Annotated in this window: 19 protein-coding genes; 14 read left to right on the forward strand and 5 right to left on the reverse strand. The window is 68.8% G+C overall.

The window, feature by feature from the left end:
* The first annotated feature begins 99 nt into the window (after positions 1 to 99).
* Positions 100 to 1,428 (forward strand): M16 family metallopeptidase, encoded by a 1,329-nt coding sequence (locus ACFVVI_RS01350; RefSeq protein WP_378992406.1) that lies wholly within the window; start codon positions 100 to 102, stop codon positions 1,426 to 1,428.
* 216 nt (positions 1,429 to 1,644) lie between these two features.
* Here the strand turns inward: ACFVVI_RS01350 and ACFVVI_RS01355 are convergent, their stop codons facing one another.
* Positions 1,645 to 2,007 carry an ArsR/SmtB family transcription factor gene (locus ACFVVI_RS01355; RefSeq protein WP_378992362.1) on the reverse strand — a complete coding sequence of 121 codons (363 nt, stop codon included), beginning with the start codon at positions 2,005 to 2,007 and terminating at the stop codon, positions 1,645 to 1,647.
* A 107-nt stretch (positions 2,008 to 2,114) separates the two neighbouring features.
* Here ACFVVI_RS01355 and ACFVVI_RS01360 point away from each other — a divergent pair, with 107 nt between their 5' ends.
* A complete protein-coding gene (locus ACFVVI_RS01360; protein ID WP_378992407.1) occupies positions 2,115 to 3,308 on the forward strand; it encodes an MFS transporter in 1,194 nt (397 codons plus the stop codon).
* Positions 3,309 to 3,348: 40 nt separating this feature from the next.
* Here ACFVVI_RS01360 and ACFVVI_RS01365 read toward each other — a convergent pair whose 3' ends face one another.
* Complete coding sequence (locus tag ACFVVI_RS01365; RefSeq protein WP_379313054.1) at positions 3,349 to 3,744, reverse strand: VOC family protein; 396 nt, start codon at positions 3,742 to 3,744, stop codon at positions 3,349 to 3,351.
* Between the two features lie 134 nt (positions 3,745 to 3,878).
* Between ACFVVI_RS01365 and ACFVVI_RS01370 the strand changes: the two genes are divergently transcribed.
* The 8 genes from ACFVVI_RS01370 (at position 3,879) to ACFVVI_RS01405 (ending at position 11,060) form a co-directional block, all read left to right on the forward strand.
* Complete coding sequence (locus tag ACFVVI_RS01370; RefSeq protein ID WP_387442349.1) at positions 3,879 to 4,985, forward strand: zinc-binding dehydrogenase; 1,107 nt, start codon at positions 3,879 to 3,881, stop codon at positions 4,983 to 4,985.
* 98 nt (positions 4,986 to 5,083) lie between these two features.
* Positions 5,084 to 5,830, forward strand: coding sequence for a 4-hydroxy-tetrahydrodipicolinate reductase (gene dapB, locus ACFVVI_RS01375; RefSeq protein ID WP_378761874.1), 747 nt, complete (start codon positions 5,084 to 5,086; stop codon positions 5,828 to 5,830).
* Positions 5,827 to 6,324, forward strand: a complete 498-nt coding sequence (locus ACFVVI_RS01380) for a hypothetical protein (RefSeq protein ID WP_378992365.1) — start codon at positions 5,827 to 5,829, stop codon at positions 6,322 to 6,324. Before dapB ends, ACFVVI_RS01380 begins: the two co-directional genes overlap by 4 nt.
* Before the next feature lie 7 nt (positions 6,325 to 6,331).
* On the forward strand, positions 6,332 to 6,784 hold the full coding sequence (locus ACFVVI_RS01385) for a flavodoxin family protein (RefSeq protein ID WP_378655351.1): 453 nt from the start codon (positions 6,332 to 6,334) through the stop codon (positions 6,782 to 6,784).
* 110 nt (positions 6,785 to 6,894) lie between these two features.
* A complete protein-coding gene (locus tag ACFVVI_RS01390; RefSeq protein ID WP_378626553.1) occupies positions 6,895 to 7,584 on the forward strand; it encodes a response regulator in 690 nt (229 codons plus the stop codon).
* Positions 7,581 to 8,795 carry a sensor histidine kinase gene (locus tag ACFVVI_RS01395; RefSeq protein ID WP_387442353.1) on the forward strand — a complete coding sequence of 405 codons (1,215 nt, stop codon included), beginning with the start codon at positions 7,581 to 7,583 and terminating at the stop codon, positions 8,793 to 8,795. The genes ACFVVI_RS01390 and ACFVVI_RS01395 overlap by 4 nt, the downstream gene beginning before the upstream one ends.
* Entirely contained in the window at positions 8,795 to 9,820 is a 1,026-nt protein-coding gene (locus ACFVVI_RS01400) for a hypothetical protein (RefSeq protein WP_387442356.1), read from the forward strand. Before ACFVVI_RS01395 ends, ACFVVI_RS01400 begins: the two co-directional genes overlap by 1 nt.
* Before the next feature lie 40 nt (positions 9,821 to 9,860).
* A complete protein-coding gene (locus ACFVVI_RS01405) occupies positions 9,861 to 11,060 on the forward strand; it encodes a winged helix-turn-helix domain-containing protein (RefSeq protein ID WP_387442358.1) in 1,200 nt (399 codons plus the stop codon).
* 13 nt (positions 11,061 to 11,073) lie between these two features.
* Here the strand turns inward: ACFVVI_RS01405 and ACFVVI_RS01410 are convergent, their stop codons facing one another.
* Positions 11,074 to 11,520 (reverse strand): hypothetical protein, encoded by a 447-nt coding sequence (locus tag ACFVVI_RS01410; RefSeq protein ID WP_378992372.1) that lies wholly within the window; start codon positions 11,518 to 11,520, stop codon positions 11,074 to 11,076.
* Between the two features lie 114 nt (positions 11,521 to 11,634).
* Here ACFVVI_RS01410 and dapA point away from each other — a divergent pair, with 114 nt between their 5' ends.
* On the forward strand, positions 11,635 to 12,543 hold the full coding sequence (dapA, locus tag ACFVVI_RS01415; RefSeq protein WP_378992374.1) for a 4-hydroxy-tetrahydrodipicolinate synthase: 909 nt from the start codon (positions 11,635 to 11,637) through the stop codon (positions 12,541 to 12,543).
* A complete protein-coding gene (locus tag ACFVVI_RS01420; RefSeq protein ID WP_387442361.1) occupies positions 12,540 to 14,642 on the forward strand; it encodes a ribonuclease J in 2,103 nt (700 codons plus the stop codon). Before dapA ends, ACFVVI_RS01420 begins: the two co-directional genes overlap by 4 nt.
* A gap of 120 nt (positions 14,643 to 14,762) precedes the next feature.
* Here ACFVVI_RS01420 and ACFVVI_RS01425 read toward each other — a convergent pair whose 3' ends face one another.
* Positions 14,763 to 15,317, reverse strand: coding sequence for a hypothetical protein (locus tag ACFVVI_RS01425; protein ID WP_387442363.1), 555 nt, complete (start codon positions 15,315 to 15,317; stop codon positions 14,763 to 14,765).
* 34 nt (positions 15,318 to 15,351) lie between these two features.
* On the reverse strand, positions 15,352 to 15,735 hold the full coding sequence (locus ACFVVI_RS01430) for a DUF4189 domain-containing protein (RefSeq protein WP_387444415.1): 384 nt from the start codon (positions 15,733 to 15,735) through the stop codon (positions 15,352 to 15,354).
* 297 nt (positions 15,736 to 16,032) lie between these two features.
* Between ACFVVI_RS01430 and ACFVVI_RS01435 the strand changes: the two genes are divergently transcribed.
* Both ACFVVI_RS01435 and ACFVVI_RS01440 read left to right on the forward strand, forming a co-directional pair.
* Positions 16,033 to 18,579, forward strand: coding sequence for a DNA translocase FtsK (locus ACFVVI_RS01435; RefSeq protein WP_387442366.1), 2,547 nt, complete (start codon positions 16,033 to 16,035; stop codon positions 18,577 to 18,579).
* A 425-nt stretch (positions 18,580 to 19,004) separates the two neighbouring features.
* A complete protein-coding gene (locus ACFVVI_RS01440) occupies positions 19,005 to 19,985 on the forward strand; it encodes a TerC family protein (protein WP_378992379.1) in 981 nt (326 codons plus the stop codon).
* Positions 19,986 to 20,012 lie beyond the last annotated feature (27 nt).

Here is a 20,012-nt window from a genome sequence, read left to right on the forward strand (position 1 = left end):
GCCGTCCGGTGGGATCGGGTGACGAGGTCCGAGCACATCGAGTCGCAGACCGAGTCCGACGAAGACACTGTTATCGAGGATCGGGTGACGAAACCGAAGTTGACCGAGTCGAATACCGAATCCGCTGACGATGTCTCCACCGGGGGAGTGCGCCGCACCGTGCTGCCCGGTGGCCTTCGTGTGGTCACCGAGCACGTGCCCGGCGTGCGCTCGGCCTCCATCGGAGTGTGGGTAGGCGTCGGTTCGCGCGACGAGGGCCCCACCGTGGCCGGCGCCGCGCACTTCCTCGAACATCTGCTGTTCAAGGCGACGCCCACACGCACCGCCCTCGACATCGCGCAATCCATGGACGCGGTCGGCGGCGAGCTCAACGCGTTCACCGCCAAGGAACAGACCTGCTACTACGCCCACGTCATCGACGAGGACCTGCCGCTCGCGGTGGACCTCGTCTCCGATGTGGTGCTCAACGGTCTGTGCCGCGCGATCGACGTCGACGTGGAGCGCCAGGTGGTCCTGGAAGAGATCGCGATGCGCGACGACGACCCCGAAGACCTGGTCGCCGACTCCTTCCTCACCGCCATGTTCGGCGACCACCCGATCGGGCGCCCGGTGATCGGCAGCGTCGAATCCATCGAGAACATGCAGGCTGCCCAGCTGCGCGGCTTCCATCAGCGCCGCTACCGGCCCGAGCGCATGGTCGTCGCGGTGGCGGGCAACGTGGAGCACGAACGCGTGGTGGAACTGGTGCACCGCGCGTTCGGGCCACACCTGGACACCACCGCCGAGCCCGCGCCGCGCCGCGAAGGGAAGTTCCGCGCGCAGGGCGCACCCGGCCTGATCAGAATCAACCGCGACAGTGAACAGACCCACCTCGCCTTCGGGGTGCGGGCGTTCGGCAGGCACGAAGGCCAACAGCGCTGGCCGCTGTCGATCCTCAACACCATCGTCGGCGGCGGCCTGAGTTCGCGCCTGTTCCAGCGCATCCGGGAAGAACGCGGCCTGGCGTACTCGGTGTACTCGAGCGTCGACACCTTCGCCGACACCGGCGCGTTCTCGGTCTCGCTCGGCTGCCAGCCCGAAAACCTCGGCCAGGTCGCGACATTGGCACGTGGCGTGCTCGACGAGGTCGCCGCCAACGGCGTCACCGATGCCGAATGCGCCAGGGCCAAGGGCTCTTTGCGCGGCGGGCTGGTCTTGGGCCTCGAGGACTCGGCCTCCCGGATGAACCGCATCGGCCGCAGCGAACTCAGCTACGGCAACCATCGCAGCGTCTCGGCGACCCTGGCTCGCATCGACGCCGTCACCACCGACGAGGTCAGCGAGATCGCCCGCACCTTGCTCGCCCGCCCCTACGGTGCGGCGGTGTCGGGCCCGTATCAGCGCACCCGCGATCTGCCCGCCTCGGTCCGAAAGCTCGTCGAGCGCTGAGCAATTCGGCACCGGGGTCATCCGGGTGCGCGCGTGAACGGCGGTGCCGATGATCGGTGGTGAGCGGTGTCGCGCCACCCCGGGTGGAAGCCCCGGTCGCCTGTGGCCATCTGTCCGAGCCGGGCTCTGGCCGGTACGCCGTCACTGCCGGGCGGCGCGGTGGCGACAGCCGCGGAACGCTGGAAACACGCAGGGCCGGTAGGGCCAGTCGGGCGATCAGCGCAAGGACTGCTCGTCGCGGTGTGTGGCATCCGCATCCACGCGGTTGGCGGCGTCGACGATCGAGGGGAGCAGGCCGGGCAGCGCGTGCTCTACGGCATCGGTGCGCAGTTCCTGGAAGGTCTGGCCGTCGATGGTGAGCCGTTCGATCAGGCCCGCTTCGCGCAGGATCTTGAAGTGGTGGGTCGCGGTGGATTTGTTGATCGCGTCGTAGAGCGCCGCGCAGCGGACGGGGGCGGCGGCATTGCTCAGGCGACGGACCATCTCCAGGCGGACGGGGTCGTGAAGGGCGCCGAGGACGGTGGGGAGCGCGGCGACGGGTATGGTCGGCGCCGGGGTGAGATCTTTAGCCTGTGTCATGAGTTACCTCACTCGGGGGTTTGATAGTCATCATACTCGGCGTAGCCTGATCATCGTTCGATGGTTATCAAACTCTGCTGATGGGGGCTGCTGTGGCAGCGACAACGATGGCGCCGGTCGAGGCCGGGCAGCGCTGGGCGTACGGGCTCGTCCTGGCCGCGAGCGCGGTGGCGCTCGGGGTTTCCGGGGCGCCCGCTCCGCTCTACGGGATCTACGAGACCGAGTGGCATCTGTCCCCGCTGACCACGACCCTGGTCTTCGCCGTCTATGCCTTCGCGGCGCTCGGCGCGGTGCTGGTCTCCGGCCGGATCTCCGATGTGGTCGGCCGCAAGCCGGTGATGATCGGCGCCTTCGCCACCATGATCCTCGGGCTGGGCGTCTTCCTGCTCGCCGATTCGGTGCCGATGTTGTTGCTGGCCAGGGCATTACACGGGGCGGCCGTCGGCGCCACCGTCGTCGCGGGCGCGGCGGCGCTGCTGGATCTGCGGCCCGAGCGTGGTGCTCGCTCCGGGCAGCTCAGCGGCGTCGCGTTCAACGTCGGCATCGCGATCGCGGTGCTCGGCACCGCGGTGCTCGCGCAGTACGCGCCGTCGCCGTTGCGCACGCCGTATGTGGTGATCACCGTCATCTGTGTGGCCGCGGGGGCCGGCATTCTCGCCCTTCGTGAACCGCACACCACCCGGGTGAAGGCACGCATCACCATCGCGAAACCGTCCGTCCCGCACGAGATCAGGTCCGACTTCTGGTTCTCGGCGATCGGCGTGATGGCCGCCTGGTCGGTGCTGGGTGTCCTGCTGTCGCTGTATCCGTCGCTGGCCGCGGCCGAAACCGGCGTGCACAATCTGGTGTTCGGTGGTGTCGTCGTCGCGAGCACCGCGCTGGCGGGCGCGTTGGCGCAGTTGCTGGCCACCCGGGTGCCGGCCCGTCGCGCCGCGATGATCGGTGACCTCGGCATGGCGGCCGCACTACTCGCCACTATTCCGGCGCTGGCCACGAAAGAGCCCGCGGTAGTGGTCCTCGCCGGTCTGGTGCTCGGCGGCACCTTCGGTCTCGGTTTCGGTGGGTCGCTGCGGCACCTGTCCGAGGTCGTTCCGCCGCATCGCCGTGGCGAGACCATGTCGGCCTTCTACCTGCTGGCCTATTCGGCGATGGCCTTGCCGACCCTGGCGGCGGGCTGGGCCGCGACGACCTGGGGACTCACGACGGTATTCCCCTGGTTCATCGTGGGCGTCTCGGTGGCGTGTGTCGGCGCCGCGCTGCTGGGTCTGCGCGGGACCCGCGCGGCCGCGAAACTCGGGTAATCGCAAACAGGCCGGTCCCAGCAGGGACCGGCCTGAACGACTACTCGGGCCAACCGCCGTACGGAACGGTGATCAGTTCCAGGAAGTGGCCGTTGGGATCGAGGAAATAGACACCGCGACCACCATCGTTGTGATTGATCTCGTTGACCCCGTGTTGCTGGGGGTCGGCCCAATGGTCCAGCTTGTAGCGCTGGATCTTGGCGTAGGCCGCGTCGAACTCGGCCTCGCTGACCAGGAACGCGTAGTGCTGTGGCTGGATCTCGGAAACGAAGGGCGGGACCTCGGCGAAATCGAAGGCCGCACCGTGATCGAGGGCGATCGGAATGAACGGCCCCCACTCTTTTCCTACGTCCAACCCGAGGATGTCCGCCCAGAACTCGGCGGTCTCCCGATTATCGCGGCATCCGACAATGGTGTGATTGAACTGCACTGACAGGGGATTTCTCCTTGTTCGTGATGGCGCCGACCCTGGGCACGGTACGAGGCGGCCGACAGGAGCACCATCACCGAGATCGAGGTTAGCGACAGATCCCGGAACCTGTAAAGGGCACTCGCGGTAGCGTCGCGACCATGAAGATTCGTGGAGCCGTTCTGGAACGGATCGCCGACCCGGCGCCGTTCGCCGATTCGCAGCCCATCACCGTGTGTGACCTGGAATTGGCCGAACCGGGGCAGGGCGAACTGCTGGTGCGCATCGAAGCGGCCGGCCTGTGCCATTCGGATCTGTCTGTGGTGGACGGCAATCGGGTGCGCCCGGTGCCCATGCTGCTCGGCCACGAAGCCGCGGGCATCGTCGAATCGGTGGGCGCCGGTGTCACCGATGTGGCCCCTGGACAGCGGGTCGTGATGACGTTCCTGCCGCGCTGCGGCGACTGCGCGGGCTGTGCGAGCAACGGACGCACGCCGTGCGGGCCGGGCAGTGTGGCCAACAACGCGGGCGAACTGCTCGGCGGCGGCCGACGGCTCACCCGCGACGGCGAGGTGGTGCAGCACCATCTCGGCGTCTCCGGCTTCGCCACGCACGCGGTGGTGGACCGGCGCTCGGTCGTCCCGGTCGACCACGACGTGCCGCCCGAGGTGGCGGCGGTGCTCGGCTGCGCGGTGCTCACCGGCGGCGGCGCACTGCTCAACGCCGCGAAACCCGGTGCGGGCGACCGGATCATGGTGGTCGGGCTCGGTGGTGTCGGAATGGCGGCGGTGCTCGTCGCGGTGTCGCTCGGGCTCGGTGAGGTGATCGCCGTCGACACGGTTCCCGAAAAGCTGGCGCTCGCCCGCGAATTCGGTGCGACCGCGGCCTGCACGCCGGGCGAGGTCGCCGAGCAGGGCGTGCAGGCCGACGTGGTGATCGAAGCGGCGGGCAACGTGCGCGCGTTCGAAACCGCCGTCACCGCAACAGCACCCGGTGGCGTCACCGTGACGGTCGGCCTGCCCGCCCCGACCGCCACGGCCACCATCTCGCCACTGGCGCTGGTGGCGCAGGGCCGCACCATCATCGGCAGCTACCTCGGCTCCGCTGTTCCCGACCGTGACATCCCCGAATACGTGCGGCGGTGGCGCGAGGGCAAGCTGCCGCTGGAACGGCTCGTCTCGGCCCGCATCGGACTCGACCAGGTGAACCAGGCGATGGACGATCTCGCGGCGGGCGCGGCGCTACGACAGGTGATCGTCTTCGACTGACGGCTCGGCCGGCCCGATGGTGTGAGGTCGGCGCCGCGGCCCCACGGGCTGCTCGATAGGCTTCGACGAGCAAGCTGAGTCGAGGACGAGGAGATGCGGTGACCATTCGGGTCGGAGTGCTCGGAGCACGCGGCAAGGTCGGGCAGGCGATCTGCGCGGCGGTGGAGGCGGCGCCCGATCTGGAGCTGGTGGCGCAGGTCGACAAGGGTGACGCGCTCGAGACGTTCACCGAGGCGGGCACCCAGGTGGTCGTCGATTTCACCCACCCCGATGTGGTGATGGGCAACCTGAAGTTCCTGATCGAGAACGGCATCCACGCCGTCGTCGGCACCACCGGCTTCGACGAGGCCCGCCTCGCCGAGGTACGCGGGCAGCTGGCGCAGCGGCCCGAGGTGGGCGTGCTGATCGCGCCGAACTTCGCCATCGGCGCCGTGCTGTCGATGCGATTCGCCGAGCAGGCGGCGCGGTTCTTCGACTCGGTCGAGGTCATCGAGTTGCACCACCCGAACAAGGCCGACGCCCCCTCGGGCACCGCCTACCGCACCGCCGCGGTGATCGCCGCGGCCCGCGCCGAAGCCGGGGTCGGGATCAGCCCCGACGCCACCACCACCGAACTCGAGGGTGCCCGCGGCGCCGATGTCGACGGTGTGCGAGTGCATTCGGTGCGGCTGGCCGGGCTCGTGGCCCACCAGGAGGTGCTGTTCGGCACCCAGGGCGAGACCCTGACCATTCGCCACGACTCCATCGACCGGTCCTCGTTCGCCCCGGGCGTGCTGCTCGGGGTGCGCGAGATCGCCGGACGGCCGGGTCTGACCGTCGGGCTCGACCCGTTCCTGGATCTGTGAGCGACTCCGACGCGCAGCGACCCGATCGGCAGGTCCTGAAAACCGTTGCGGTCGTGGTGTTCCTGGTCGTCGCGCTGCTGTTCTACTTCGTCCGGCTCGGCGGGCTCGCCATCGCCTACATCGCCGACGGCGGGTTCGCGGGTATCGCGATCGGCATCGGCATGCTGCTGCTGCCCGTCGTCGGTCTCTGGATCCTGTGGGCGACCTTGAGCGCGGCGTTCGCGCATCAACGGCTGGCCCGGCGTATCCACGAGGAAGGACTGGAGGTCGACACCTCGCAACTGCCGCGCCGACCCTCCGGCCGGATCGAACGCGACGCGGCCGACGCCCTGTTCACACAGATCAAGACCGAATGGGAAGCCGACCCGGACAACTGGCGGTCCTCCTACCGGCTGGCCCGCGCCTACGACTACGCCGGCGACCGGGGCCGCGCCCGCGACACCATGCGCCGCGCGGTGGCACTGGAAAAACTGGAACGCGACCCAGGAGAGTAGCGAGCCCATGGCCCGGTTGCTGATCATCCATCACACCCCGTCGCCGCACACCCAGGCGATGTTCGAAGCGGTCCTCGCCGGGGCGAGCGACCCCGAGATCGAGGGGGTCGAGGTGGTGCGCCGGGCCGCGCTGGCCGTGACCGCCGTCGATGTGCTCGACGCCGACGGCTACCTGCTCGGCACCCCGGCCAATCTCGGCTACATGAGCGGCGCGCTCAAACACGCCTTCGACACCATCTACTACCCCTGCCTCGACTCGACCGGTGGGCGCCCCTACGGCCTCTACCTGCACGGCAACGAAGGCACCGAAGGTGCTGAGAGCAGCGTGGAGCGGATCACCACCGGGCTGGGCTGGCAGCGCGCCGCCGAGGCGGTCGTGGTCTCGGGACCGCCGAGCAAGGCCGATCTGGAGAAATGCTGGGAACTCGGCGCGACCATCGCCGCTGGTCTGATGGAATAGCTGATCGGGACAGCGGGTCCGCCCCGAATTTTGGTGGGCTGACACGCGGGCTCGGGATGCGGTAGAACTCGACCGACGTGTTGCGGGCTGGCCGCGGTGGGTGTTCGAGGATGGGGAGTGGTCGGGTGAGCGAGTTGGCGCAGACGCGCACGGTGCGGCGGGTCGGTCTGGTGGAGGACCACGAGTCCGTGGCGATCGGACTGGCGGCCATGCTCGGCCCCGAACCCGACCTGGAACTGGTGGCGGTGGCGGAGTCCGTCGCCGGGCTGCTCGCCGAGACCACCGATCTCGACCTCGTCGTCCTCGATCTGCGCCTGCCCGACGGCTCGACGCCCGAGGACAATGTCACCGCGCTGCGCGAACGCGACATCGAGGTGCTGGTGTTCACCGGCGCCGACAACGCCTTCCTGGTCCGCTCCGCCGCCAAAGCGGGCGTGCTCGGGGTGCTGCGCAAGTCCGAGAGCGTGGCGACCGTGGTCGAGGCGGTGCGCCGGGCCGCGTCGGGGGAGCAGGTGGTGACCACCGACTGGGCCGCCGCCATCGACGGTGATCCGAAGCTCTCCGACGTCGGGCTCAGCCCGCGTCAGGAGGAAGTGCTGATGCTGTACGCCTCGGGGGAGAAGGCCTCGCGGGTGGCCCGGCTGACCGGTCTGTCGGAACAGACCGTCAACGACTACCTGGGCCGTATCCGGCAGAAGTACGCCGACGCGGGCCGACCCGCGCCCACCAAGACCGATCTGTACAAACGGGCCGTCGAGGACGGATGGCTGCCCGTGCCGGAAAGGCAGCAGCGCACGTGACCGATCTCGCGGTCGCGACGGCGCCCGCACCGGTCGGCGACGTCGACTTCTCGCGCGCGGCGACCGAACAGATCCTGCGCAGGCTCGGGCTGGTGATCGGGACCGGCGCCACGATCGTGATGGTGCTGGAACTGCCCGCGGTGCTGGTGCAGCCGATCAATCATTCGGTGTGGCCGGAACTGCATCTGGTGTCGGCGTATCTGATGTTCGGTGTGCTGGCGATCGTGTCGGCGCGCGGCACCGCCGCGGCGATCCGGCGCACCGCGGCCGCGGCCGCCGTGTGTTACCTCGCGGCCACCGTGGCGACGCCGCTGGTGTATCCGGTGGTGCACGTCGGTTCGTTCGCCTCGTGGCCTTATCGAGGGCTCGCTGTCGGCGTGCTGGCCGCGGGTCTGGCGTGGCCGCGACGTGGTGCGGCCGCGTTCGCAGCCCTGCTCGCGGTGACGACCAGTGTGTCGAATGCCCTTGTGGTGCCCGACAGTTCGATGGGGGCGTTGTTCGGCGACATCACCAGGGCGCTCGGCGTAGCCGCGCTGTTCCTGTGGTGCGTGGTGTACGCGCGTGCCGCCGCCGAACGGGTCGACCGGGAAGCGGTCCGGCAGCGCAGCCGGGCGGCGGCGGTCGCGGCGACCTCGGCCAGAGAACGTGAGGGCGCGCGTTTCGCGGCGCTCATCCACGACGCGGTGCTGTCGACGCTGCTGGAGGCCTCGCGGGCGCAGCAGTCCTCGCCGGTGCTGCGCAACCAGGCCGCGCGCACCCTCGAACAGCTCGAGCTGTCGCGGACCGCGCCCGAGATCGACCACCTCGACGCCGCCGCGGCGATCGAATTCCTGCGCGAGGCGGTGCGCGAGGTGGAATCCGAGATCCCGGTGCAGGTGTCCTCGCGGCGCGCGGCCGATCTGTGCCTGCCGATCGAGGCCGCCCAGGTGCTCGGGGCCGCGCTCTCGGAGGCGGTGCGCAACAGCGTGCGTCATGCCGACGTCCCCGGTCGGACAGTGCGGCGCGGTGTGTCGGTCACCATCGCGACCGGCGGCATCCGGGTGGTGCTGTCCGATGACGGCGCCGGGTTCGACCCGGCGCGGGTGTCGGCCGATCGGATGGGGATCGCGGGCAGCATCCTGGGCCGGATGCGCGCGCTCGCCGGTGGCGCGGCGTTCGTGGAATCGGCGCCGGGCGCGGGAACCGTGGTGACACTGGTGTGGGGTAGCTGATGGTCGATCGGGATCTGCCGTTCGCGATGCGCGATCTGTTCGGCCTCAGCGACGGCACGGCGTGGCTGTTCGTGGTGATCTTCGAAGCCACCATCGTGATGTACCTGCGGGTGAATTTCGATATCGCCCCGCCGGCGGCCGCGGCCGCCGCGCTGGTGCTGATGGCCGTGGCCGCGCTGGTGGTGCTGGTGTTCCCGGTGGACCCGCTGCCGTGGCCCGCCACGATCTACGTGGCCTGTGCCGGACCTGCGGCGATGGCGCTCACCGTGCCGTGGCTCGAGAGCTCGTCGGGGTTCGCCCACCAGCTGTGGACCGCCTATCCGACGTCGTATCTGCTGGCGATGCTGGTGCTGCGCGGGCGGATCGTGTCGGCCTGGCTCGGCGTGGCGGCCGCCGCGACGGTGCTGGTGACGATGGGGGTGTTCACCAGTTGGCACCCCGAAACCGTGGTGCGCGCGCTGACGCCGGTCGCCACCGTCGGCGCGGTGACGGTGTTCATGTCGATCGTGCGGCCCACCCAGCGTTCGCTGCGGGAACTGCGCAGCGAGGCCAATCGACGCGCGGCGACCGAGGCCGCGCTGGCCGCGGCCACTGCCGAGCGTGATCGTCAGTTGGGAGCACTCGACCGGGTGGCCGGGCCCCTGCTCGCCCGCATCGCCGCCGGGCTCGAGCTCACCGACACCGAACGCGAACAGTGCAGGCTGCTCGAAGCCGAACTGCGCGACGGTCTCCGGGCGCCGCAGCTGGTCACCGATCGGCTCAGCGCCGCCGCTCGGGGGGCGCGATCGCGCGGCGTCGAGGTCACCCTGCTCGACGACGGCGGCTTTCTCGGGGTCCCGGAATGGGTGCGCCACCACGTGATCGAGGCCGCGGTCGACGAACTCGACATGGCGGGAGCGGGCTCGGTGACCGTGCGCGTGCTGCCGGTCGGCAGACGCTGGGTGGCGACCGTGCTGGCCGCCGCGCCGGGCGGGGATCGGCGGACCGAGATCGACACCGCGGGTGAGGTCCGGGTCTCCACCTGAGCGCCGAAAACCTGTCGGACCCCTGTGTCAGGCTGAGCGAATGCAGCGGATGAATGCGGCGCAGGCCCGTCGAACGGCGCTGGCCGCGCAGGGCTTCGGCAAGCGAAGGCCGGCCAACCCGAAGCGTCGGGCCGTGCTCGATGTGGTCGCCAGAACCCGTCTGCTGCAAATAGATTCGGTCTCGGCTGTGGTCCGCGCGCACTACGCGCCGGTGTTCAGCCGGATCGGCCCCTACGATCGCGGCCTGCTCGACGGCGCCGCCTGGAGCGACAGTGCGAAGGCGCGACGGGGGCTGGTGGAGTACTGGGCGCACGAGGCGGCGCTGATCCCGGTCGCCGACTGGCCGCTGATGCGCTGGCGGATGCGGGAGTACCGGCACGGGCGCTGGTCGGGGATGCGCGCGATCGTCGAACGAAATCCCACGCTGGGCAAGGACATTCTCGATGTCGTGACCGAGGTGGGCGCGGCGAGCGCCGGGGAGATCGAACGTCATCTGGAACTGGACAAGCCCCGGCCGAAGGGGACCTGGTGGAACCTGAGCGACACGAAGATGATCTGCGAGCAGCTCTTCGCCGCCGGTGAGCTGTCCACCGCCCGCCGGGTCGGGTTCACCCGGCATTACGACCTCACCGAACGGGTCGTCCCGGCCGATGTACGCGACCGGGAGATCGCCGAGGACGATGCCGTGCGCGAGCTGATCCGCCGGTCCAGCCGGGCCCTCGGGATCGGCACCGAGGCCGACCTGCGCGACTACTACCGCCTGGCCCGGCGCCAGAGCGCCCCGGCGATCGCCGACCTGGTCGACGCGGGCGAACTACTCCCTGTCGACGTCGACGGCTGGGACGCACCCGCCTACCTGCACCCGGAGGCCGCCACCCCGCGCCGGATCACCGGGACCGCGCTGTTGTGCCCGTTCGATCCGCTGATCTTCTTCCGCCCACGTACCCAGCGGATCTTCGACTTCCACTACCGCATCGAGATCTACACCCCCGAACCCAAACGGGTGCACGGCTATTACGTCTTCCCGCTGCTCGTCGACGGCAAGCTCGTCGGCCGGGTGGATCTGCGCGCCGAACGCGCCACCGGCCGACTGCTCGCGCCCGGCGCGTTCGCCGAACCCGGCTACGCGACCGCCGAGACCGCCCAGGCTTTGCGTGGGGCACTGCGGGAAATGGCCGACTGGCTCGAACTCGACGAAGTCGTTATCGGCGAACGCGGCGACCTGGCCCCACTGCTGTGATCTCGGACGCCCTCTACCAGCCCTTGCCGCCGTAACCGCGCATCTGATCCTTCAACGCGCCACTGACGGCGCCGGAGAGCCAGGAGTTGAGCGACTGCCCGTTCTGCTGGGCCGCTTCCTCCGCGCGGGACTTGAGCTGTTCGACCAATCGCAGGGTCACCCGGCTGATGTCGCCGGTCATTTCCTCGAAAGTCTGGGGTTCTTCCGCGCCCGGCGGCGTGTTCTTGCGCACGTCGGCCTTCGCCTGCGTGCCTTCCAGGCGGACGTGCACGGTGCGGTCACCGAGTTCGGTACTGATCTCGGCGGCCAGTTCCGACAGCGCCGACAGCAGCACCAGGCGGCTCGAACTCTCCACCGCGGCGGCGAGGGCGGCGGCGGTGGCCTGCGTTTTCTCGTCGCCGAGCGCGGCGGCGGCGATCAGTTCCTCGCGCAACCGCGCGGTATGAGCATTCAGATCCATGACATCATTGTGACGTCACATATGACATCACGCAAGGTGAAAAACACCCACCGGCAGCCGCTTCGGGCGCTAGGGTGTCGAGGCGCATCCGGCGACCGGGTAGCCTTTCTGACCATGACGAACGGTGAATCGACGCCAACGGAGCTGCGCGCGTCCGGCACGGTAGGTGTCGCGATGGTGACCCCCTTCAGCGCTGCGGGCAAGCTCGACGTCGATGCCGGTGTCGCACTGGCGGCACACCTGGTCGACCGTGGGGTCGACCTGCTGATCATCTCGGGTACCACCGGCGAATCGCCGACCACGACCGAAACCGAGAAGCATGATCTGCTGCGGGCGGTCGTCGACGGCGTCGGCGACCGGGCCACCGTGGTCGCGGGCGCGGGTACCTACGACACCGCGCACTCGATCGAACTGGCGCGTGCCGCGGAGAACGCGGGCGCACACGGTCTGCTCGTGGTGACCCCGTATTACTCGCGGCCCACACAGGAGGGCCTGATCGCGCATTTCACCGCGGTCGCCGACGCCACCGCGCTGCCGATCACGCTCTACGACATTCCACCGAGGTCGGTGGTGCCTATCGCCATCGACACGATCCGGCGCCTTGCCGAGCATCCCAACATCGTCGCGGTGAAGGATGCCAAGGGCGATCTCGTCTCCGGAGCCGATCTCATCGCGACCACCGATCTGGATTTCTACTCCGGTGACGACGGACTGAATCTCCCCTGGCTCTCGGTCGGTGCGGTCGGATTCATCAGCGTCATCGGACACCTCGTGCCGGAGCGACTGCGCGAGATCCACCACGCCTACACCATCGGTGACGTGGCCAGGGCGCGAGAGATCAACGCGACACTACTGCCGCTGTACGCGGCCATGACCCGCCTGGGAGGTGTGGCGATGTGTAAGGGAGGACTCCGATTGCTCGGCATCGACGTAGGTGAGCCCCGGTTGCCCCAGCTGATGCCGACGCAGGCCCAGCTCGAGGAGCTGGCGCTGGACCTGCAGGCCGCGGGGGTGTCGGCATGACCGAACCCGTAGCCCGTAAGCCCCGCCGCCGTTCGGCATCGCGTGCCGCCGGTGCGCCGGAGCCGACGCCGGTGGAGACCGCGCAGGCCGCGGTGAAGAAGGTGGTCGCGCCCGAGGAAGCCGCCGCGGCGAAGGAACCGGCGATCGCCGAACCGATCGCCGAGGTCACCGCGGAAGCGAACCTGGCCGGTAGCGCCGAAGTGGGCACCGACCTGCTCAGCGTCGCCGAAGAGCAAGTGACCGCGAAGAAGACCGCGCCGCGGCGCGCGAGGACCAAGCCGGCTACCGAAGCCAAGGGCAAGCAGGCCGAGGCCAAGAGCAAGCCCGCCGCCGAGCAGTCCCGCGGTGGTGGCCGTGGCAGGCAGGGCGGTGGACGCGGTCGAGGTTCCGCGCCGGTCGCCGAGCCGCGCGAGAAGGCGGCCCACGACAAGCTGGGCCCGCCGCCGAAGCTGGTGAAGAACGGCTTGCGCCTGTTCGCCCTGGGCGGCATCGGCGAAATCGGCCGCAACATGACCGTGTTCGAATACGGCGGCAAGCTGCTGATCGTCGACTGCGGTGTGCTGTTCCCCGAGGACCAGCAGCCCGGTGTCGACCTGATCCTGCCGGACTTCGGGCCCATCGAAAACCGGATGGCCGACGTCGAGGCCATCGTGCTCACCCACGGCCACGAGGACCACATCGGTGCCGTGCCGTTCCTGCTGCGCCTGCGCCAGGACATCCCGGTGATCGGCGCCAAGTTCACCCTCGCGCTGGTCGCGGCCAAGGCGCGCGAGCACCGGTTGCAGCCCAAGCTGCGCGAGGTCGCCGAGGGCGAGACCACGGTGCACGGCCCGTTCGAGCTCGAGTACTTCGCGGTCAACCACTCGATTCCCGACGCGCTGGCCGTGGCCATCCGCACCGGTGCCGGCGTGGTCCTGCACACCGGCGACATCAAGCTCGACCAGCTGCCCCTCGATGGCCGCCTTACCGACCTGGCCGGTTTCTCCCGCCTCGGCGACGAAGGTGTCGACCTGTTCCTGGTCGACTCCACCAACGCCGAGGTTCCCGGTTTCGTCACCCCCGAGCGCGAGATCGGTGGCGTGCTCGACAACGTCATCGGCAAGGCCACCAACCGCGTCATCGTGGCGTCGTTCGCCAGCCACGTGCACCGCATCCAGCAGGTCGTCGACGTCGCGCAGAAGTACAACCGCAAGGTCTGCTTCGTCGGTCGCTCGATGGTCCGCAACATGGAGATCGCGCAGGACCTCGGCTACCTCACCGTGCCCGACAACGTGGTGGTCACCCTCGATCAGGCCGCGAACCTGCCCGGCAACCGCCTGGTGCTGATCTCCACCGGCTCCCAGGGCGAGCCGCTCTCGGCGCTGTCACGGATGGCGCGCGGCGAGCACCGCCAGATCAACATCCGCGCCGACGACCTGGTCGTGCTGGCGTCCTCGCTGATCCCCGGCAACGAGAACTCGGTGTTCGCCGTGGTCAACGGCCTGGCCAGGCTCGGCGCGACCGTGATCACCCAGCAGAACGCGAAGGTGCACGTCTCCGGGCACGCTTCCGCCGGTGAGCTGCTGTACCTGTACAACGCGGTGCGCCCGACCAACGCCATGCCCGTGCACGGCGAATGGCGGCACCTGCGCGCCAACGCCGCACTGGCGGTGGCGACCGGTGTGCCCGAGGAGCGGGTCATGCTGGCCGAGGACGGCGTGGTGGTCGACCTGGTCGACGGCATCGCCTCCATCGTCGGCCGTGTGCCGGTCGGACACGTCTACGTCGACGGCCTCTCGGTCGGCGACGTCGGCGAGTCGACCCTGTCGGACCGCCTGGTCCTGGGCGAGGGTGGGTTCATCTCGATCACCATCGTCATCGACTCGACCACCGGCAAGGCGGTGAGCACGCCCGAGCTCAACGGGCGCGGCTTCTCCGACGACCGGACCGCGCTCGACGGCGCGAACGAACTGGTCGAGGCGGAGCTGCTGCGCCTGGCCGGTGAGGGCATCACCGACACCCACCGCATCGCCCAGGGCGTGCGCCGGGTGGTCGGCCGCTGGGTCGCCGACGTCTACCGTCGCCGCCCGATGATCGTGCCGACGGTCGTCGCCGTCTGATCGCCTGATCGAGAGATCAACAGATCAACAGATCAACTGAAAACCGCTGGGCGACTATGTCGCCCAGCGGTTTTCTTGATATTCGGACCCGATATTTCGGACCGATATTCGGACCGTGACTCAGGCCTGGCAGGCCGCGGAGTCGAGCTGCGCCGACTTCACGATGTTGCACGCGAACACGTGCGACACCTTCCAGGAATCGTCCTCGGCGACGAAGTCGACGAAGGCGTCCTTGACCGGGGCGCCGTCGATGGTGACATCGGCGTTCGCCTTGAGCTTGCCGTCGGCGGGGTCACCGACGGTGGTGATGGCGACTTTGACGTTGTTCTGCTTCGCCGCCTCGACGAACTTGTCGACGAGCATCGGATCCTGGTCGGCGTCCTCGATGTAGGTCTTCTTCTCCTCGCCGGTGAGCTGGCCCGCGAGGGCCTTGTTCAACCGGGCGTTCAGCTCGGCGGCGGTCGGCTTGGGCAGGTTGGGCACCGTGGTGGCCGCGGGCTCACCGCCCTCTTCCTTGCCCGACTTGGCGTCGCCCGTTTCGAAGGCGCCGCCCTTGCTGGTGGTGGTTCCCGCGCTCGTGCTGGTCGAGTCGGTGCCGGAACTGCACGCGCTGAGGCCGAGCGCCGCGACGATCGCGACGAGAACGGCAGCGTATTTCACTGGACGGTTGTTCACTACAACTCCCATGATCATGGTCGAAACGGTCGGGCTAGAGCTGGTAGCCGCTGGTGCAGTTCCAGTGCTTGATGTAGGCGTTGCCCGGATTGTTGTTCAGCGCTTCGCGTTTCGCGCCGCCGATCGTCGACGCGGAGCCGTAGCTCCACCACCCGCGTGAGATCGCGATGGCTCCACACCCGTTGCGGTAGGACACCTTCACGTCGCACCCGCCACCACCGCCGCCACGCAGGCAGGCCGACATGGCACCGGCCTCGGCATCGGCGTAGCTGCCGTAGTCCGTGGCGTATCCGTAAACCCCCGGTTTGACCGACACCGCGATGGCGCCGTAGTTGCCCGACTGCGCCTGGGCCGGTGCGATGTGCCCCGCGAACACTGCGGCTGCGGTGGCACCCAGCACGGCCACGCTGGTGAGCATTCTCTTCACTTGTAGCGTCCCCTTCATCTGCACGGGTCGACGACCCGATAGAGCGCAGTCAACGTACCGAGGGTTACGGCGCCCGCGCTAGACGCGCGAGCCCGCTCACGCCCGAATCAGTGGCGATCGACAAGGATTCCGTAAGTTCGGGCCCGCGAAACGCGGTTCCCGGCGAGATTTCCCCGCGCTGACCGGGGCGCTGCGACCTGCGCATCCACCCTGGATCACCGCGGCGAGCACGGTGGGACCAGTGTTGCGGATGGTCTCGGAGGTGTTCGAGCGGCTAGCCTGATGGTCATGGCAGGTAAGTCCCGCAGCACCACGACCTCTCGTGCGCGGGCGGGATCGACCAGGGGGCAGACGCCGGCGGCGCGGTCTCGTTCGGCGACCCCGCGAGCGACGGCGGCTCCGCGTGGGCGCACCACGCCCGTACGCAGGCCGGTCAAACGCGTCTCCAACACCGCACCGCTGGCGGTGATCAGCCGCGGGATCGGGAGCGGTTGGACCATGCTGGCGCGCGGCGTCGGCGCCACCACCCGCACGTTGAGCCGGGCAGGCGACCTGGACCACGGGCACCGGCGCGACGGCATCGGCCTGGCGCTCATCGCGTTGAGTGCGATCATCGCCGCCGCGATGTGGCTGTCGGCGGGTGGACCGGTCGGCCGTTTCCTCGAGGACATCGTCCGGGCGATCGCCGGTTCCGCGGCCGCGCTGGCGCCGATTCTGCTGGTCGCGCTCGCGGTGGTGCTGATGCGCACCGAACCACATCCGGAGATCCGGCCACGGCTGGTCCTCGGTGGGCTACTCGTCGTGCTTCCCGCCCTGGGGGTCTGGCACCTGGCAGCTGGTTCCCCCACCGGCGCGGACGGCCGCGCCACCGCGGCCGGCGCGCTCGGCTATGCGATCGGCGGACCGCTCGGCCAGGGACTCACACCATGGCTCGCGCTGCCGATCCTGTTGCTGGCCATGATGTTCGGCGTCTTGCTGCTCACCGGTACCACGGTGCGCGAGGTGCCTGCCAAGCTGAGCGAATACTTCGGCCTCGGCGAATACGCCGACGACGGCGACCCCTACGACCCGGCCAACTACGATGCCGACGGATTCCCGGTGCACCGCAACCGAACCCGTCGCCGTGGCCGCAACCCCGACGACAACTACCCGCCCGACGAGTTCGGCGGCTCCGACGCGGTCACCGAATCACTGGGCGAACCGCCGCTGCGCGATGCCAAGCCGATCGAGGAACCGCCCGCGCCCGCACCGAAACCGGCGCGCAAGCGGCCGGTGGTCAAGCCGGTCGACCAGACCCCGCCGCCGCCACCGGAACCGGAGTTCGTCACCGATCGGGTCGTCGACGGCGACTACACGCTGCCCCCGCTGACACTGCTGCTCGACGGCGACCCGCCCAAGAAGCGTTCCGCGGCCAACGAATCGATGATCGAGGCGATCACCGAAGTCCTGGTGCAGTTCAAGATCGACGCCGCCGTCACCGGGTTCGTGCGTGGCCCCACTGTCACTCGCTACGAGGTGGAGCTCGGTCCCGGCGTCAAGGTCGAGAAGATCACCGCGCTGGCCCGCAACCTCGCCTACGCCGTCGCCACCGAGAACGTGCGCCTGCTCGCGCCCATCCCCGGTAAGTCGGCCGTGGGCATCGAAGTGCCCAATGCCGACCGCGAATTGGTGCGCCTGGCCGACGTCCTGAAGTCGCCGCACACCCGCAACGACCACCATCCGCTGGTGATCGGTCTCGGCAAGAACATCGAGGGCGAGTTCGTCTCGGCGAACCTGGCCAAGATGCCGCACCTGCTGGTGGCCGGTTCCACCGGTTCGGGTAAGTCGAGTTTCGTGAACTCGATGCTGATCTCGCTGCTGCACCGGGCCACCCCCGAGGAGGTCAGGATGATCCTGATCGACCCGAAGATGGTGGAGCTCACGCCGTACGAGGGCATTCCACACCTGATCACGCCCATCATCACCCAGCCGAAGAAGGCCGCCGCCGCGCTGGCCTGGCTGGTCGAGGAGATGGAGCAGCGCTACCAGGACATGCAGGCCAACAAGGTGCGCCACATCGACGACTTCAACAAGAACGTGCGCTCGGGCAAGATCACCGCGCCGCTGGGCAGCGAACGCGTCTACCGGCCCTACCCGTACATCCTGGCCATCGTCGACGAGCTGGCCGACCTGATGATGACCGCACCGCGCGATGTCGAGGACGCGATCGTGCGGATCACCCAGAAGGCGCGTGCCGCCGGTATCCACCTGGTGCTGGCCACCCAGCGGCCCTCGGTGGACGTGGTGACCGGTCTGATCAAGACCAATGTGCCCTCGCGGCTGGCGTTCGCCACCTCCTCGCTCACCGACTCGCGCGTCATCCTGGACCAGCCGGGCGCGGAGAAATTGATCGGCATGGGCGACGGTCTGTTCCTGCCGATGGGTCAGGGCAAGCCGACCCGGTTGCAGGGCGCGTTCATCTCCGACGAGGAGATCCAGGCCGTCGTCGAGTTCAGCAAGACCCAGGCCGAACCCGAATATCAGGAGGGTGTCACCGCGGCCAAGGCCGGCGAGGTCAAGGACGTCGACCCCGATATCGGCGACGACATGGACGTGCTGCTGCAAGCGGTGGAGCTGGTGGTCACCTCACAGTTCGGTTCGACCTCGATGCTGCAGCGCAAGCTGCGCGTCGGCTTCGCCAAGGCGGGCCGGTTGATGGACCTGATGGAGACGCGTGGCGTGGTCGGGCCCAGTGAGGGTTCCAAGGCGCGTGACGTGCTCATCAAGCCCGACGAGTTGGACGGGTTGCTGTGGTCGATCCGTGGCGGCGATCCCGGTGCGTCCGAGGACGAGTGACGCCGTTCCCGGTTTGCTCTGACCGTGCCGGAAGCAGGCGGCGACGAACGAGGAGGGACCTGGCACGGCTCATGGTCGGGACTGGCCCGGGGTAGGGCGAAAATCGCCTGTCAGGCGATGAAGCGGGCGCGCGCGAGGCGGGTACCCGACTTCACGGCACCGGGGCTGGGCCGGTGCATCGCGGTGGGGCGCTGGTTCTGCGCGGTGGATTCGTACACGGCTCGCTCCTCTCGGGGCTGTGGTCGGGGTATGTGGTGACGGTAGCAGCGCTCGCGAACCGGGCGAAAGCGCTTTTCCGTGTGCGCGGCGGGTGCGTCGGCCGCCGATGTGTGTGAAATCATGACGGGCAATCGTTCCGCAAAGCCGACTGAAACGGACAATTCGGGCATGATGGGCGACATGAACTTCATCGATCGGACCACCACATGCAGGTGACCACGCTCGAGTGGGTGATCACCGGACTGGTGATCCTCGGCCTGTTCGTCTTCGACTTCTTCGCCCACGTGCGCACCCCGCACGAGCCCACCTTCAAGGAATCGGGCATCTGGTCGGCTGTCTACATCAGCTTGGCGCTGCTGTTCGGCCTGTTCGTCGCCTGGAAATGGGGCGGCACGTTCTCGGGGGAGTACTACGCGGGCTTCGTCACCGAGAAAGCGCTCTCGGTCGACAACCTGTTCATCTTCCTCATCATCATGAGCACCTTCGCCGTGCCGCGGATCTACCAGCAGAAGGTGCTGCTGATCGGCATCGTGCTGGCGCTGGCGATGCGCGGTGTGTTCATCGCGGTCGGCGCGGCCGCGATCAGCGCGTACAGCTGGGTGTTCTACCTGTTCGGCGCGTTCCTGATCTACACCGCGATCAACCTGCTGCGCGAGAGCGGGCACGAGGTCGAACACGAGAAGAAGCGCGACAGCTACATCGTCTCGCTGGCCAAACGGGTCCTGCCCACCACCGACGAGTACGACGGCGACAAGCTCGTCACCCGGATCAACGGCAAACGCGTGGTGACGCCGCTGCTGCTCGCGCTGCTGGCGATCGGTTTCGCCGACCTGCTGTTCGCGCTGGACTCGATTCCGGCGATCTACGGTCTCACCGAGGAGCCGTACCTGGTGTTCACCGCCAACGCCTTCGCGTTGATGGGCTTGCGCCAGCTGTACTTCCTCATCGGCGGCCTGCTCGACCGCCTGGTGTATCTGTCCTACGGCCTGGCCGCGATCCTGGCGTTCATCGGTGTGAAGCTGGTGCTGCACGCGCTGCACGAGAACACGCTGTCGTTCATCAACGGCGGTGAGCACGTGAGCGTCCCGGAGATCTCCACGGCGTTCTCGCTGAGCGTGATCATCGGCATTCTGGTCATCGCGACGGTGGCGAGCCTGCTGCGCACCCGTAACACCAACAAAGCCTGACACCACCGCGGACGACGCTGCCCGGAA

It is taken from the genome of Nocardia sp. NPDC058114, assembly GCF_042884695.1.
Taxonomy (GTDB): Bacteria; Actinomycetota; Actinomycetes; order Mycobacteriales; family Mycobacteriaceae; genus Nocardia.

Bases quoted from the DNA above. Each gene is read 5' to 3' on its own strand.
- ACFVVI_RS01430 (WP_387444415.1), bottom strand. From the start codon at position 15,735: ATGCTCACCAGCGTGGCCGTGCTGGGTGCCACCGCAGCCGCAGTGTTC.
- ACFVVI_RS01440 (WP_378992379.1), top strand. From the start codon at position 19,005: ATGCAGGTGACCACGCTCGAGTGGGTGATCACCGGACTGGTGATCCTC.
- dapA (WP_378992374.1), top strand. From the start codon at position 11,635: ATGACGAACGGTGAATCGACGCCAACGGAGCTGCGCGCGTCCGGCACG.
- ACFVVI_RS01405 (WP_387442358.1), top strand. From the start codon at position 9,861: ATGCAGCGGATGAATGCGGCGCAGGCCCGTCGAACGGCGCTGGCCGCG.
- ACFVVI_RS01390 (WP_378626553.1), top strand. From the start codon at position 6,895: ATGGGGAGTGGTCGGGTGAGCGAGTTGGCGCAGACGCGCACGGTGCGG.
- ACFVVI_RS01400 (WP_387442356.1), top strand. From the start codon at position 8,795: ATGGTCGATCGGGATCTGCCGTTCGCGATGCGCGATCTGTTCGGCCTC.
- ACFVVI_RS01435 (WP_387442366.1), top strand. From the start codon at position 16,033: ATGGCAGGTAAGTCCCGCAGCACCACGACCTCTCGTGCGCGGGCGGGA.
- ACFVVI_RS01360 (WP_378992407.1), top strand. From the start codon at position 2,115: ATGGCGCCGGTCGAGGCCGGGCAGCGCTGGGCGTACGGGCTCGTCCTG.
- ACFVVI_RS01355 (WP_378992362.1), bottom strand. From the start codon at position 2,007: ATGACACAGGCTAAAGATCTCACCCCGGCGCCGACCATACCCGTCGCC.
- ACFVVI_RS01370 (WP_387442349.1), top strand. From the start codon at position 3,879: ATGAAGATTCGTGGAGCCGTTCTGGAACGGATCGCCGACCCGGCGCCG.
- ACFVVI_RS01410 (WP_378992372.1), bottom strand. From the start codon at position 11,520: ATGGATCTGAATGCTCATACCGCGCGGTTGCGCGAGGAACTGATCGCC.
- ACFVVI_RS01385 (WP_378655351.1), top strand. From the start codon at position 6,332: ATGGCCCGGTTGCTGATCATCCATCACACCCCGTCGCCGCACACCCAG.
- ACFVVI_RS01420 (WP_387442361.1), top strand. From the start codon at position 12,540: ATGACCGAACCCGTAGCCCGTAAGCCCCGCCGCCGTTCGGCATCGCGT.